The sequence below is a fragment of the Pseudomonas sp. TZ252 genome (assembly GCF_056110345.1).
Genome location: NZ_CM148566.1, coordinates 2,161,161 through 2,174,570 on the forward strand (window position 1 = coordinate 2,161,161; position 13,410 = coordinate 2,174,570).

The 13,410-nt window shown below is 66.8% G+C and carries 13 protein-coding genes; 8 read left to right on the top strand and 5 right to left on the bottom strand.

The features are described from left to right. Nucleotides 1-45 precede the first annotated feature (45 nt). Together ACYAF3_RS09930 and ACYAF3_RS09935 are read left to right on the top strand one after the other, a co-directional pair. Nucleotides 46-1,365, top strand: coding sequence for an NAD(P)/FAD-dependent oxidoreductase (locus ACYAF3_RS09930; RefSeq protein ID WP_004364667.1), 1,320 nt, complete (start codon nucleotides 46-48; stop codon nucleotides 1,363-1,365). A gap of 85 nt (nucleotides 1,366-1,450) precedes the next feature. Then, entirely contained in the window at nucleotides 1,451-3,040 is a 1,590-nt protein-coding gene (locus ACYAF3_RS09935; RefSeq protein ID WP_004347289.1) for a phospholipase D family protein, read from the top strand. Between the two features lie 3 nt (nucleotides 3,041-3,043). On the opposite strand, the gene ACYAF3_RS09940 is transcribed toward ACYAF3_RS09935, so the two are convergent. Further along, complete coding sequence (locus ACYAF3_RS09940; protein ID WP_016562487.1) at nucleotides 3,044-4,207, bottom strand: MFS transporter; 1,164 nt, start codon at nucleotides 4,205-4,207, stop codon at nucleotides 3,044-3,046. 146 nt (nucleotides 4,208-4,353) lie between these two features. After that, nucleotides 4,354-5,847: an aldehyde dehydrogenase gene (locus tag ACYAF3_RS09945; RefSeq protein WP_003098285.1), complete on the bottom strand. Its 1,494-nt coding sequence runs from the start codon at nucleotides 5,845-5,847 to the stop codon at nucleotides 4,354-4,356. Between the two features lie 229 nt (nucleotides 5,848-6,076). Between ACYAF3_RS09945 and aptA the strand changes: the two genes are divergently transcribed. Beyond that, complete coding sequence (aptA, locus tag ACYAF3_RS09950; protein ID WP_023090969.1) at nucleotides 6,077-7,411, top strand: omega-aminotransferase AptA; 1,335 nt, start codon at nucleotides 6,077-6,079, stop codon at nucleotides 7,409-7,411. A gap of 65 nt (nucleotides 7,412-7,476) precedes the next feature. Continuing rightward, the gene (locus tag ACYAF3_RS09955) at nucleotides 7,477-7,839 is read left to right on the top strand and encodes a cupin domain-containing protein (protein WP_003096551.1); all 363 of its coding nucleotides are present in this window, start codon (nucleotides 7,477-7,479) and stop codon (nucleotides 7,837-7,839) included. A gap of 133 nt (nucleotides 7,840-7,972) precedes the next feature. Here ACYAF3_RS09955 and rpmG read toward each other — a convergent pair whose 3' ends face one another. Both rpmG and rpmB read right to left on the bottom strand, forming a co-directional pair. Beyond that, nucleotides 7,973-8,128: a 50S ribosomal protein L33 gene (gene rpmG / locus ACYAF3_RS09960; RefSeq protein ID WP_003096555.1), complete on the bottom strand. Its 156-nt coding sequence runs from the start codon at nucleotides 8,126-8,128 to the stop codon at nucleotides 7,973-7,975. A gap of 11 nt (nucleotides 8,129-8,139) precedes the next feature. Next, nucleotides 8,140-8,376, bottom strand: a complete 237-nt coding sequence (gene rpmB, locus ACYAF3_RS09965; RefSeq protein WP_003096556.1) for a 50S ribosomal protein L28 — start codon at nucleotides 8,374-8,376, stop codon at nucleotides 8,140-8,142. A 354-nt stretch (nucleotides 8,377-8,730) separates the two neighbouring features. Here rpmB and ACYAF3_RS09970 point away from each other — a divergent pair, with 354 nt between their 5' ends. Both ACYAF3_RS09970 and ACYAF3_RS09975 read left to right on the top strand, forming a co-directional pair. Further along, a complete protein-coding gene (locus tag ACYAF3_RS09970) occupies nucleotides 8,731-10,311 on the top strand; it encodes an ABC transporter substrate-binding protein (protein ID WP_003098288.1) in 1,581 nt (526 codons plus the stop codon). A 25-nt stretch (nucleotides 10,312-10,336) separates the two neighbouring features. Next, complete coding sequence (locus ACYAF3_RS09975) at nucleotides 10,337-10,885, top strand: hypothetical protein (protein WP_003098290.1); 549 nt, start codon at nucleotides 10,337-10,339, stop codon at nucleotides 10,883-10,885. A gap of 16 nt (nucleotides 10,886-10,901) precedes the next feature. On the opposite strand, the gene radC is transcribed toward ACYAF3_RS09975, so the two are convergent. Continuing rightward, complete coding sequence (gene radC / locus ACYAF3_RS09980) at nucleotides 10,902-11,576, bottom strand: RadC family protein (RefSeq protein WP_003096559.1); 675 nt, start codon at nucleotides 11,574-11,576, stop codon at nucleotides 10,902-10,904. 139 nt (nucleotides 11,577-11,715) lie between these two features. Here radC and coaBC point away from each other — a divergent pair, with 139 nt between their 5' ends. Together coaBC and dut are read left to right on the top strand one after the other, a co-directional pair. Then, a complete protein-coding gene (gene coaBC, locus ACYAF3_RS09985; RefSeq protein ID WP_003114358.1) occupies nucleotides 11,716-12,924 on the top strand; it encodes a bifunctional phosphopantothenoylcysteine decarboxylase/phosphopantothenate--cysteine ligase CoaBC in 1,209 nt (402 codons plus the stop codon). A 7-nt stretch (nucleotides 12,925-12,931) separates the two neighbouring features. Then, nucleotides 12,932-13,387: a dUTP diphosphatase gene (dut, locus tag ACYAF3_RS09990; protein WP_003098293.1), complete on the top strand. Its 456-nt coding sequence runs from the start codon at nucleotides 12,932-12,934 to the stop codon at nucleotides 13,385-13,387. Nucleotides 13,388-13,410: the final 23 nt, after the last annotated feature.

Consider the following 13,410-nt stretch of genomic DNA (forward strand, 5'->3'; position numbering starts at 1 on the left):
TATGCTCCGTCAAATTTTCCACACATAATAATCAGGATTTCACACATGAACGCCCGCGTTCACCAGCCGGTGCATACCGCCCAACACGCCCCCTCCTACTACGCCGCCACGCTCAACCGACGCATCGAGTGCCCTCCCCTGGCCGGCGAAGAACAGGCCGACGTGTGCGTCGTCGGCGGCGGCTTCTCGGGAGTGAACACGGCGTTGGAACTGGCCCAGCGCGGCTTCTCCGTGGTCCTGCTGGAAGCGCACCGGATCGGCTGGGGCGCCAGTGGACGCAATGGCGGCCAGTTGATCCGCGGCGTCGGCCATGACGTCGAGCAGTTCCTCCCGGTGATCGGCGCCGACGGCGTGAAGGCACTCAAGCTGATGGGCCTGGAGGCGGTGGAGATCGTCCGTCGCCGGGTCGAGCAGTACGCCATCGACTGCGATCTGCGCTGGGGCTACTGCGACCTGGCGAACAAGCCCGGCGACTACCAGGGCTTCCGCGAGGACATGGAGGAACTCCAGGCCCTCGGCTATCGCCACGAGATGCGCCTGGTGCCGGCCGCGGAGATGCGCAGCGTGGTCGGCTCCGATCGCTACGTCGGCGGCCTGGTGGACATGGGCTCCGGCCACCTGCACCCGCTCAACCTGGTCCTCGGCGAAGCCGCCGCTGCCCAGTCGCTGGGCGTCCGCCTGTTCGAGCGCTCGCCGGTGACGCGGATCGACTACGGCACGGAAGTCCAGGTGCATACCGCCGCCGGCAAGGTGCGGGCGAAGACCCTGGTGCTGGGCTGCAACGCCTACATGAACGACCTCAACCCGCTGCTCGGCGGCAAGGTACTGCCGGCCGGCAGCTACGTGATCGCCACCGAACCGCTGGACGAGAAACTGGCCCGCCAACTGCTGCCGCAGAACATGGCGGTGTGCGACCAGCGCGTGGCCCTCGACTACTACCGGCTCTCCGCCGACAACCGCCTGCTGTTCGGTGGCGCCTGCCATTATTCCGGCCGCGACCCCAGCGACATCGCCGCCTACATGCGGCCGAAGATGCTGGAGGTATTCCCGCAACTGGCGAACGTCCGCATCGACTACCAATGGGGCGGCATGATCGGCATCGGCGCCAATCGCCTGCCACAGATCGGCCGCCTGCCGGGGCAGCCCAACGTGTACTTCGCCCAGGCCTATTCCGGACACGGGGTGAACGCCACGCACCTCGCCGGGCAGTTGCTCGCCGAAGCCATCGGCGGCCAGCAGAGCGACGGCTTCGACCTGTTCGCCAAGGTGCCGCACATCACCTTCCCCGGCGGCAAGCTGCTGCGCTCGCCACTGCTGGCGCTGGGCATGGCCTGGTACCGGCTGAAGGAAAAACTCGGTAGCTGAGCCCATCCGAGGCTCGGTGGATTCTGAAAAAATCAGGCGGGGCATCGCTCTTCCGAGGAAAACTCCTAGAATTCGCACGACCGGGATGAGCCGGTCGTTCGAGTTTCCACGGGAGATATCCTTGCTTCGCCGATTCCTCCTGCTGGCCCTCCTGGCCCTCTCCGGCTGCGCCAGCACTCCTCCGCCGCAACCGTCGTCGGCACTGCCCGCCGAGGGTACCTGGCTGGCCAGGCAGGCCGAAATCCAGGGACGCGACCACCCCGGCCAGTCCGGCTTCCACCTCCTGGGCGCCAGCGAGGATGCCTTCGTCGCCCGCGCGGCGCTGATTCGCGCAGCCCAGCGCAGCCTCGACATCCAGTACTACATCGTCCACGACGGACTGACCACGCGCGCCCTCGCCTACGAGTTGCTCAAGGCAGCCGACCGTGGCGTGCGGGTACGCATCCTCATCGACGACACCGCCAGCGATGGCTGGGACTACGAGATCGGTGTGCTCTCCGCCCATCCGAACATCCAGGTGCGCCTGTTCAACCCGTTGCACCTGGGCCGCGCCACCGGCATCACGCGAGGCGTCGGCCGCCTGTTCAACCTGTCCCAGCAACACCGGCGCATGCACAACAAGCTGTGGCTGGCCGACGGCACGGCGGCCATCGTCGGCGGACGCAACCTCGGCGACGAGTATTTCAACGCCAAGCCGGAGATGAACTTCACCGACCTCGACCTGCTCGGCGTCGGCCCCATCGCCAACCAGCTCTCGCACAGCTTCGACCAGTACTGGAACAGCGCCATCAGCCGGCCGATCGAGGATTTCCTCTGGCGCGCGCCCTATCCCGGCGAACTGGAGTCGGCCCGACGCAAGTTGCAGCGCTACCTGCGCAAGGAGTCGGTGAAGGAGTCCGGCTACATCCGCCACCTGTTCGACCGCGGCGACCAGCCACGCCTGGGCAACTGGCTGGAGAATCTCACCTGGGCCCGCGCCGAGGCGATCTGGGATGCGCCGCTGAAGGTATTGAGCCGCGGCGAGCCCGACCCGCACCTATTGCTCAGTCCGCACCTGGCGGGCCTGTTCAAGGGCGTGCAGAAGGAACTGATCCTGGTCTCGGCGTATTTCGTTCCGGCCAAGGACGGTCTCAACTACCTCACCGGCAAGGCCGACAGCGGCGTCCGCGTGCGCCTGCTGACCAACTCCCTGGAAGCCACCGACGTGCCCGCCGTGCATGCCGGCTACGCGCCCTATCGGATGGCGCTGCTTGAGCATGGCGTTAAGCTCTACGAGCTGCGCGCCAATCCCGACCAGCCGCTGAGCGGCGCGCCCTGGCGCCTGCACGGATCGAGCAGCGCCAGCCTGCACAGCAAGGCGATGGTCTTCGACCGGCGCAAGGTATTCATCGGTTCGTTCAACTTCGATCCGCGCTCGATCCTGTGGAACACCGAAGTCGGGGTCATCGTCGACAGTCCGCTGCTGGCCGAGCAGGTCCGCCAACTGGCGCTGGAGGGCATGGCGCCGAGCGTCAGCTACCAGGTGCGCATCGACCGCAGCGGTAGCCGGCCGAAGCTGGTCTGGATCGATGAGCGCGACGGCCGGCCCCAGGTCCTGCGCCACGAGCCGGGTAGCCTGTGGCGACGCCTGAACGCCTGGGTCGCGGGAATGATCGGACTGGAAAAGATGCTCTGAGGGTCACTCGGAGGCTTCCAGGCCGGTCGCCTCCTCGTCCGCCGGAATCGCCCCGCGCAGCCGCACCAGCACCACGAAGCCCGCCGCGCCGAGCGCCATCATCAACGGCAGGGCGTGACCGCTGATCCACTGGCTGGCGGCGCCGGTGGCCAGCGGGCCGAGCAGGCAGCCGATGCCCCATAGCTGCGCGACATGGGCATTGGCCCGGACCAGGGCATCGTCTCGGTAGCGCTCGCCGATCAGGATCAGCGCCAGGGTGAACAACCCGCCGGCGCTGGCCCCGAACAGCACCAGCAGCGGCCAGATCAACGGCGTCTGCAGCAGCAGGGGAATCGCCAGGCTGCTCAGCAGCAGCACCAGGCCGCAGCCGCCGAACAGGCCGCTGCGCGAGACCCGGTCGGCGAGCCAGCCGATCGGCAGCTGCAACAATGCATCGCCCACCACCACGGTACTGACCATGGCCAGCGCCACCGCTTGCGGAAAGCCCTGGCGCAACCCGTATACCGGCAGCAGGGTGAGGATCATCGCCTCGAAGGCAGCGAACAACACCACCGCCCAGGCGATCGCCGGCAGGCCCCGGCAGAAGGCCCACAAACCGCGCCCGGAGGCACTGTGCGGATCGACCCTGGGCGCACCGCCGCGGCCCAGCAGCAGCAACGAGCCAGCAATCAGCAGGCAGACGCCGAACCAGAAGCCACGGTCGTCGGCGGTACCGATGAAGGTCAGCAGTACCGGCCCGGACAGTTGGCTGAGGGCGTAGCCGGTGCCGTACAGCGCGACCAGCCGGCCACGCCACTTCTCCACCGCCAACTGGTTGATCCAGCTTTCCCCGAGGATGAACACCACGGTGAGCTGCACGCCGATCAGCAGGCGCAGCAACAGCCATACCGGGTAGCTCTGCAGCAGCGCCAGCAGGCCGACGGAGGCTGCCCCGGTGAGCAGGCACAACTGCATCAGCCGCGGCGTGCCGACGCGCGCGGCGAGGCGCCCGGCGATCATCGCGCCGAGCAGCACGCCCACTGCCGGCGTGCTGGCCATCACGCCGATGGCGAAACTGCCGTAGCCCCAGCTCTCCAGGCGCAACGAGACCAGCGGCATGGTCAGGCCAAGGGCGAGGCCGATGCTGATGACTGCGGAACAGACGGCGAAATAGCTTCCCCAACGCATTGCGATTCTCCCGTTGGCACCCCGGAAGCCTTGCCGGGGCGAGCGGATATATCCGGCGCACGAAGCACAGCGGCCGGGCTTCCAGAAGGAAACCCGGCCGCGGGTGTGGCTCGAGAGAGCCGGCCCGGAAGGGCCGACCTAGGCGATCAGAGCTTGATCCAGGTCGCCTTCAGCTCGGTGTACTTGTCGAAGGCGTGCAGCGACTTGTCGCGACCGTTGCCCGACTGCTTGAAGCCGCCGAACGGAGCGGTCATGTCGCCGCCGTCGTACTGGTTGACCCAGACGCTGCCGGCGCGCAGGGCCTTGGCAGTCAGGTGCGCCTTGGACAGGTTGCTGGTCCAGACCGCCGCCGCCAGCCCATAGGGCGTGTCGTTGGCGATGCGCACGGCTTCCTCGGCATCCTCGAACTCGATCACCGAGAGCACCGGGCCGAAGATTTCCTCGCGGGCGATCTTCATCGCATTGGTCACGCCGTCGAAGATGGTCGGCTCGACGTAGGTGCCACCGGTTTCTTCCAGGGTCCGCTTGCCGCCGGCGACCAGCTTGGCGCCGTCGTTGTGACCGGCCTCGATGTAGGACAGCACGGTGTTCATCTGCTGGGTGTCCACCAGCGCGCCGACGTTGGTTTCCGGATCCAGCGGGTTGCCCGGCTTCCAGCCCTTGAGGGCCTCGATCACCAGGGGCAGGAACTTGTCCTTGATGGAGCGCTCCACCAGCAGGCGCGAACCGGCGGTGCAGACTTCGCCCTGGTTGAAGGCGATGGCGCCGGCGGCGGCTTCGGCGGCGGCCTTCAGGTCCGGGGCGTCGGCGAAGACGATGTTCGGGCTCTTGCCGCCGGCCTCCAGCCAGACGCGCTTCATGTTCGACTCGCCGGCATAGACCATCAGTTGCTTGGCGATCTTGGTCGAACCGGTGAACACCAGGGTGTCGACATCCATGTGCAATGCCAGCGCCTTGCCTACCGTGTGGCCATAGCCCGGCAGCACGTTGAACACGCCTTTCGGAATGCCGGCCTCGACGGCCAGCTGGGCGATGCGGATGGCGGTCAGCGGCGACTTCTCGGAGGGCTTGAGGATCACCGAGTTGCCGGTGGCCAGGGCCGGACCGAGTTTCCAGCAGGACATCAGCAGCGGGAAGTTCCACGGCACGATGGCGGCGACCACGCCGACCGGCTCACGGGTCACCAGGCCCAGCTCGGCATGGGGAGTGGCGGCGACTTCGTCATAGATCTTGTCGATCGCCTCGGCGCTCCAGCGCAGGCTGTTGGCGGCGCTGGCGACGTCGATGTGCAGCGAGTCGCTGATCGGCTTGCCCATGTCCAGGGTTTCCAGCAGGGCCAGCTCCTCGGCGTTCTCCAGCAGCAGATCGGCGAAGCGGATCATCGTCTGCTTGCGCTTGGCCGGCGCCAGGCGCGACCAGGCGCCGGAATCGAAGGCATTGCGGGCGACCTTGACCGCCTGCTCGGCATCGGCCAGGTCGCAACTGGCGACCTTGGCCAGGAAGCGGCCATCCACCGGGCTCAGGCAATCGAAGGTCTCGCCGGAGGCGGCGTTGCTGTATTCGCCGTTGACGAAGGCACGGCCTTCGATCTTCAGGTCTTTGGCGCGGGCTTCCCAGTCGGCGCGGGTCAGGGTGGTCATGACAACGTGTCCTCTTATTGGTGTTCTGGGCGCCTGGGAGACAGGCGCGCTGTCAGATTCTGCAAGGCGGGCGCGCGGCCCGTGGTGTCCGCCACCCTAAACCAGAGCAGCGCCTGTTTTCAATATATTTGACAGGAACCCCTCTAACTCCCTTGTCACGTTCATTATTTTAAACATAGACTCGCCCGGACTAGCGTCTTCATCCCTCGCGTGCAACCTGGGTGGCCCTATGACAATGAATAACGAGCCGCAGTCGAGCAGCCTCGACAACTTCTGGATGCCCTTCACCGCCAACCGCCAGTTCAAGGCGCGGCCGCGCCTGCTGGAAAGCGCCGAAGGCATCCACTATATCGCCCAGGGCGGGCGCCGCATCCTCGACGGCACCGCCGGCCTCTGGTGCTGCAATGCCGGCCACGGCCGGCGCGAGATCAGCGAAGCGGTGGCCCGGCAGATCGCCACCCTCGACTACGCCCCGCCGTTCCAGATGGGTCACCCGCTGCCGTTCGAACTCGCCGCGCGGCTGGCGGAAATCGCCCCGCCGGGCCTGAACAAAGTGTTCTTCACCAACTCCGGCTCGGAATCGGCGGACACCGCGCTGAAGATCGCCCTTGCCTACCAGCGCGCCATCGGCCAGGGCACCCGCACCCGCCTGATCGGCCGCGAACTGGGCTACCACGGGGTCGGCTTCGGCGGCCTGTCGGTAGGCGGTATGGTCAACAACCGCAAGGCCTTCTCCGCCAACCTGCTGCCGGGGGTCGACCACCTGCCGCACACCCTGGACGTCGCCCGCAACGCCTTCACCGTCGGCCTGCCCGAGCATGGCGTGGAAAAGGCCGAGGAGCTGGAACGCCTGGTGACCCTGCACGGCGCCGAGAATATCGCCGCGGTGATCGTCGAGCCGATGTCCGGCTCGGCCGGCGTGGTGCTGCCGCCCAAGGGCTACCTTCAGCGGCTGCGCGAGATAACCCGCAAGCATGGCATCCTGCTGATCTTCGACGAAGTGATCACCGGTTTCGGCCGCGTCGGCGAAGCCTTCGCCGCGCAGCGCTGGGGCGTCGTCCCGGACCTGCTGACCTGCGCCAAGGGGCTGACCAACGGCAGCATCCCGATGGGCGCCGTATTCGTCGACGAGAAGATCCATGCTGCCTTCATGCAAGGCCCGCAGGGCGCCATCGAGTTCTTCCACGGCTATACCTATTCCGGCCATCCGGTAGCCTGCGCCGCCGCCCTGGCGACCCTGGACATCTACCGTCGCGACGACCTGTTCCAGCGGGCCGTCGAACTGGAAGGCTACTGGCAGGACGCGCTGTTCAGCCTGCGCGACCTGCCCAACGTGGTCGACATCCGCGCCATCGGCCTGGTCGGCGGCGTGCAACTGGCGCCGCACGCGGACGGCCCCGGCAAGCGCGGCTACGACGTCTTCGAGCGCTGCTTCTGGGAGCACGACCTGATGGTCCGGGTGACCGGCGACATCATCGCCATGTCGCCGCCGCTGATCATCGACAAGCCCCACATCGACCAGATCGTCGAGCGCCTGGCCCAGGCCATCCGCGCCAGCGTCTGATCCAGGCGGGCGGCTGGCGCCGCCCTGCCCCCAACTGGCCAGAACCACAAGAACCGAGAGTCAGCATGAACATCGAACAGATCGTCGACTTCGCCCAGGCCAACAGCGCCCCGGAGCACTACAGCCCGGCGCCGGAGAAAATCCTCAAGGGCGACCCGAAACAGAGCGTGCGCAACCACTACGGCAGCCCCTGCGGGCAGTTCAACGCCGGTATCTGGGAAGGCGCCGTGGGCCAGTGGACGGTGAACTACACCGAACACGAGTACTGCGAGATCATCCAGGGCGTCTCGGTGCTGCGCGACCGGCACGGCAACGCCAAGACCGTGCGCGCCGGCGACCGCTTCGTGATCCCTGCCGGCTTCCAGGGCACCTGGGAAGTGCTCGAAGCCTGTCGCAAGGTGTATGTGATCTTCGAAGCCAAGGCCTGAGCCCCGGCTTCATCCAGAATGCTTGTTACCCTTGCCCGCCACCTGGCGGGCTTTTTTGTGCGCGGCCCGGGGTTCGTACGCCGGAAATGAAAAAGCCCGCCAGGGGCGGGCTTTTCGCAAGGTGCCGGATCAATTACTTGATCTTGGCTTCCTTGTAGATCACGTGCTGACGAACAACCGGATCGTACTTCTTGATCTCGATCTTCTCAGGCTTGGTACGCTTGTTCTTGTCGGTGGTGTAGAAGTGGCCGGTACCGGCGCTGGACACCAGACGAATCAATTCACGCATGATTCAGCTCCTTAGAATTTTTCGCCGCGGGCACGCAGGTCAGCCAGGACGGCCTCGATGCCACGCTTGTCGATGATACGCATGCCCTTGGCGGAAACGCGCAGACGTACGAAGCGCTTCTCGGACTCGACCCAGAAACGGTGGTGCTGCAGGTTCGGCAGGAAACGGCGGCGGGTTTTGTTGTGTGCGTGGGAAATGTTATTCCCGGTAACCGGACCCTTACCGGTTACTTGACAGACTCTAGACATGCCTCAGCCCTCTATAACCTCATGCCCAACCCGGCATGGGTTGGCTGCTTTAACTCAAGTTCGATACTCAGTTTCACCGGGGTCTTACCCGCTGCATCCCGACGAAGGAGAGCGTGGCCCCAGAAAAGAGCGCAGCTTTATATCAGAAAGGCGCCCCGCGCCGCAAGGGTGAAGACCATGGCGCAGCCGCGGCCCGCCTCACTGCGGGCTTCGCACCGCGGCCGTTCGTCGCCTTGCCTCGTTGTCGCTGCCCGCCGCATGGTCTAGGGTAGCGATTCAAGGTCGCCAACGGCCTTGCATGACTGCGCCCAACCGCTGCGGATGGGCATGTTAACCGTTCGAATGGAGCCCGTCATGCGCCTCGCCGCTTTCTCCCTGTTCCTCGCCCCCCTGCTGCTCGCCCAGCCCGCCGCCGCTGCCGCCTTGAGCGTGTGCACCGAAGCCAGCCCCGAGGGCTTCGACGTGGTCCAGTACAACTCGCTGACCACCACCAACGCCTCGGCCGATGTGCTGATGAATCGCCTGGTCGAGTTCGACGCCGGCAAGGGGACGGTGGTGCCCTCGCTGGCCGAGCGCTGGTCGGTGTCCGACGACGGCCTGAGCTATCGCTTCGACCTGCGCCAGGGTGTGCACTTCCACAGCACCGCCTACTTCAAGCCGAGCCGTACGCTCGACGCCGACGACGTGGTGTTCAGCTTCCAGCGCATGCTCGATCCGGCCAATCCCTGGCACAAGGTGGCGCAGAACGGCTTCCCGCACGCCCAGTCGATGCAACTGCCGGAGCTGATCAAGCGGGTGGAGAAAAGCGGCGACCACCAGGTGCTGTTCGTTCTCGACCACCCCGACGCGACCTTCCTGCCGATGCTGAGCATGGGCTTCGCCTCCATCTATTCGGCGGAATACGCCGACCAGTTGATGAAGGCCGGAACCCCGGAAAAGCTCAACGCCGAGCCGATCGGCAGCGGCCCGTTCGTGTTCAAGCGCTTCCAGAAGGACGCGGTGGTGCGCTACGCCGCCAACCCCGAGTACTTCGCCGGCAAGCCGGCGGTCGACGCGCTGATCTTCGCCATCACCCCGGACGCCAACGTGCGCCTGCAGAAGTTGCGCCGCGGCGAATGCCAGATCGCCCTGTCGCCGAAGCCGCTGGACGTGGAGAGCGCGCGCAAGGACGCCAGCCTGAAGGTCGAGCAGACGCCGGCCTTCATGACCGCCTTCGTCGCCCTCAATACCCAGCATCCGCCGCTGGACGATCCCAAGGTGCGCCAGGCGATCAACCTGGCCTTCGACCGCACCAGCTACCTGCAGGCGGTATTCGAAGGCAGCGCCAGTGCCGCCACCGGCATCTATCCGCCGAACACCTGGAGCTATGCCAGGGATATTCCCGCCTACCCGCACGCCCCCGAACAGGCGCGCAAGCTGCTGGCCGGCAAGCAGCTTCCCGAGCTGAACATCTGGACCCGCCCGTCCGGCAGCCTGCTCAACCCCAACCCGAGCCTCGGCGCCCAACTGCTCCAGGCCGACCTGGCGGAGGCCGGGATCAAGGCCAACATCCGCGTCATCGAATGGGGCGAGTTGATCCGTCGCGCCAAGAACGGCGAACACGACCTGCTGTTCATGGGTTGGGCAGGCGACAACGGCGATCCGGACAACTTCCTCACTCCGCAATTCAGCTGCGCCAGCGTCAAGTCGGGGCTCAACTTCGCGCGCTATTGCGACCCCGGCCTGGACAAGCTGATTGCCGACGGCAAGGCCGCCAGCAGCCAGGAACAACGCACCGGCCTGTACCACCAGGCGCAGAAACTGATCCACGAACAGGCGCTCTGGCTGCCCCTGGCCCACCCGACCGCCTTCGCCCTTACCCGCCAGGAGGTGCAGGGCTACCAGGTCAATCCGTTCGGTCGCCAGGATTTCTCTCGGGTCGCCGTGAAACGCTGAAGGCCACGCCCGGGAGAACCCAGCGATGGATCTCGACCGTCTCTACCTGCCGCATTGGCAGTTCAGCGAACACCACCAGCGGCTGATCGACGCGCCGGCCGCAGCGGTACTCGACGCGGTGGAAGACCTGCTGCGCTTCGACGACCCGCTGGTGCGCGCCTTCCTCGTCCTGCGCGAAGCGCCGGGAAGGCTGGCCGGCCTGCTGGGCCGGCGCAACGACCTGGCCGGCCGCCCACGCTTCGGCCTGCATGAGTTCACCCGCCTGGAGCGCCGCGCCGACCAGGCCATCGCCTACGGCCTGGTCGGCCGCTTCTGGCGCGCCGACTTCGCCCTGGAACGCATCGCGGACGGCGAGCATTTCCGCTGCTACGACCAGCCCGGAGTGGCCAAGCTCGTGCTGTGTTTCCGTTGCACGCCCAGCGCCAGCGGTACCCTGCTGCACACGGAAACCCGAGTGTTCTGCCCCGATCGCGCCAGCCGCCTGCGCTTCACCCCCTACTGGTTGGCGATCCGCCCGGTCAGCGGGCTGATCCGCCGGCGCCTGCTGGCGGGCATCGAGCGGCGCCTGGGCTGAGCCCTTCGTCGAACGCTCACAGCCAACCGTATTCGGCCAGCGACAGCGGCTCGCCGTCGCCGATGATGAAGTGGTCGAGCACCCGCACGTCGATGAGCGCCAAGGCTTCCTTGAGGCGCGCAGTGAGCTGGCGGTCGGCGAGACTCGGACGGGCGTCGCCGGAGGGGTGGTTATGGGTCAGGATCAGCGCCGCCGCGTTGTGCGCCAGGGTGCGCTTGACCACCTGGCGCGGGTAGACGCTGGCGCCATCGATGCTGCCCTGGAACAGCACCTCGAACGCCAGGACCCGGTGCCTCGTGTCGAGGAACAGGCAGGCGAACACCTCGTGCTGCTCGTGGCGCAGGCGCGCCTTGAGATAGTCGCGCACCGCCTGCGGGCTCTCCAGTATCGAATCGCGACGCAGGCGCTCGGCCAGGTGGCGCCGGCCCATCTCCAGCACGGCCTGCAATTGCGCATACTTGGCCACGCCGAGCCCGAGATGGCCGCAGAACGAGGCGAGGTCCGCCTCGAGCAGGGCACGCAGCCCGCCGAACTCGCTCAACAGCCGCCGCGACAGCTCGACCGCACTACAACCGGTCACTCCCGTGCGCAGGAAGATCGCCAACAGCTCGGCATCGGAAAGGGCCGCCGCGCCCTGCTCCAGAAGCTTCTCCCGAGGCCGTTCGGCTTCGGGCCAATCGCGGATGCTCATTCGCTTTCCCCATCGAGCCCGCCCGCTGTTCCCGTGCGGACGCTGTGCTATCTTAGCCCATCCTTTTTGCGCGGCAGACGACCTGGGGAGGCGCGTTTGCCGAAGCGCATGTCATCCATTTCCTTATTAAGGCAAGCCTATGCAGCGGCTCTATCGGAAACGCATCGTCCTCGGCGTGGGCGGCGGCATTGCCGCCTACAAGAGCGCCGAACTGGTCCGCCGCCTGCGCGACCAGGGCGCTGAAGTCCGAGTGGTGATGACCCAGGGCGGCCGCGAGTTCATCACGCCCCTGACCCTCCAGGCGTTGTCCGGCCATCCGGTGCATACCGATCTGCTGGACCCGGCGGCGGAAGCCGCGATGGGCCACATCGAACTGGCCCGCTGGGCCGATCTGGTGCTGATCGCACCGGCTACCGCCGACCTCATGGCGCGCCTGGTCCAGGGCGTGGCCAACGACCTGCTGACCACCCTGGTGCTGGCCACCGACGCGCAAATCGCCCTGGCACCGGCGATGAACCAGGCCATGTGGCGCGACACCGCGACCCAGGCCAACGCCGAGCTGCTGCGCCAGCGCGGCTTCCACCTGTTCGGTCCGGCAGCGGGCAGCCAGGCCTGCGGCGACGTCGGCCTCGGACGCATGCTCGAAGCCGAGGAACTGGCGCAGCGCGCCGCCGACTGCTTCCAGCGCCAGGCGCTGACCGGCGTGCATGTGCTGATCACCGCCGGCCCGACCCAGGAAAACATCGACCCGGTGCGCTACATCACCAACCACAGTTCCGGAAAGATGGGCTTCGCCCTCGCCGAGGCGGCGGTGGAAGCCGGCGCACGGGTGACCCTGGTCACCGGCCCGGTGCACCTGCCCACGCCCGACCGGGTGCAGCGCGTCGACGTGGTCAGCGCCCGCGACATGCTGGCCGCCTGCGAGGCGGCGATGCCCTGCGACCTGCTGATCGCCTCCGCGGCGGTCGCCGACTACCGCCCGGAAGTGGTCGCCGCGCACAAACTGAAGAAAGACCCTACCAGCGGCGAGGGCTTGCTCTTGCAGCTGGTGCGCAATCCCGACATTCTCGCCACCCTCGCACAGCGCGAGGATCGCCCCTTCAGCGTGGGCTTCGCCGCAGAAACCGAAAACCTGCTGGACTATGCTGCACGCAAGCTGAAGGACAAGAACCTCGACCTGATCGTCGCCAACGACGTGGCCAACCCCTCGATCGGCTTCAACAGCGACGAGAACGCGATCACGGTGATCGACCGCGACCTGCATCCGAGCACCTTCGCCCAGACCAGCAAGGGCAAGATCGCTCGCCAGCTGGTCGCCTTCATCGCCGACCGCCTCAACCAGCAATGAGTTACTGATGCACTCTCTCCAAGCCAAGATCCTCGACCCCCGCCTGGGCTCCGACTTCCCGCTCCCGCAGTACGCCACGCCGGGCTCGGCCGGCCTGGACCTGCGCGCCATGCTCAAGGAGGACAGCGTCCTCGGCCCGGGCCAGACCCTGCTGATTCCCACCGGCCTGTCCATCTACATCGCCGATCCCGGCCTCGCCGCCCTGGTCCTGCCGCGCTCCGGCCTGGGCCACAAGCACGGCATCGTGCTGGGCAACCTGGTCGGCCTGATCGACTCGGACTACCAGGGCGAGCTGATGGTGTCGTGCTGGAACCGCGGCGAGTCGCCGTTCACCATCGCCGTCGGCGAGCGCATCGCGCAGTTGGTACTGGTGCCGGTGGTGCAGGCGCATTTCGAGCTGGTCGAGGCGTTCGACGAAAGCCAGCGCGGCGCCGGCGGCTTCGGCCATTCCGGCAGCCACTGACCCCGAACACAGGACAAGACGCC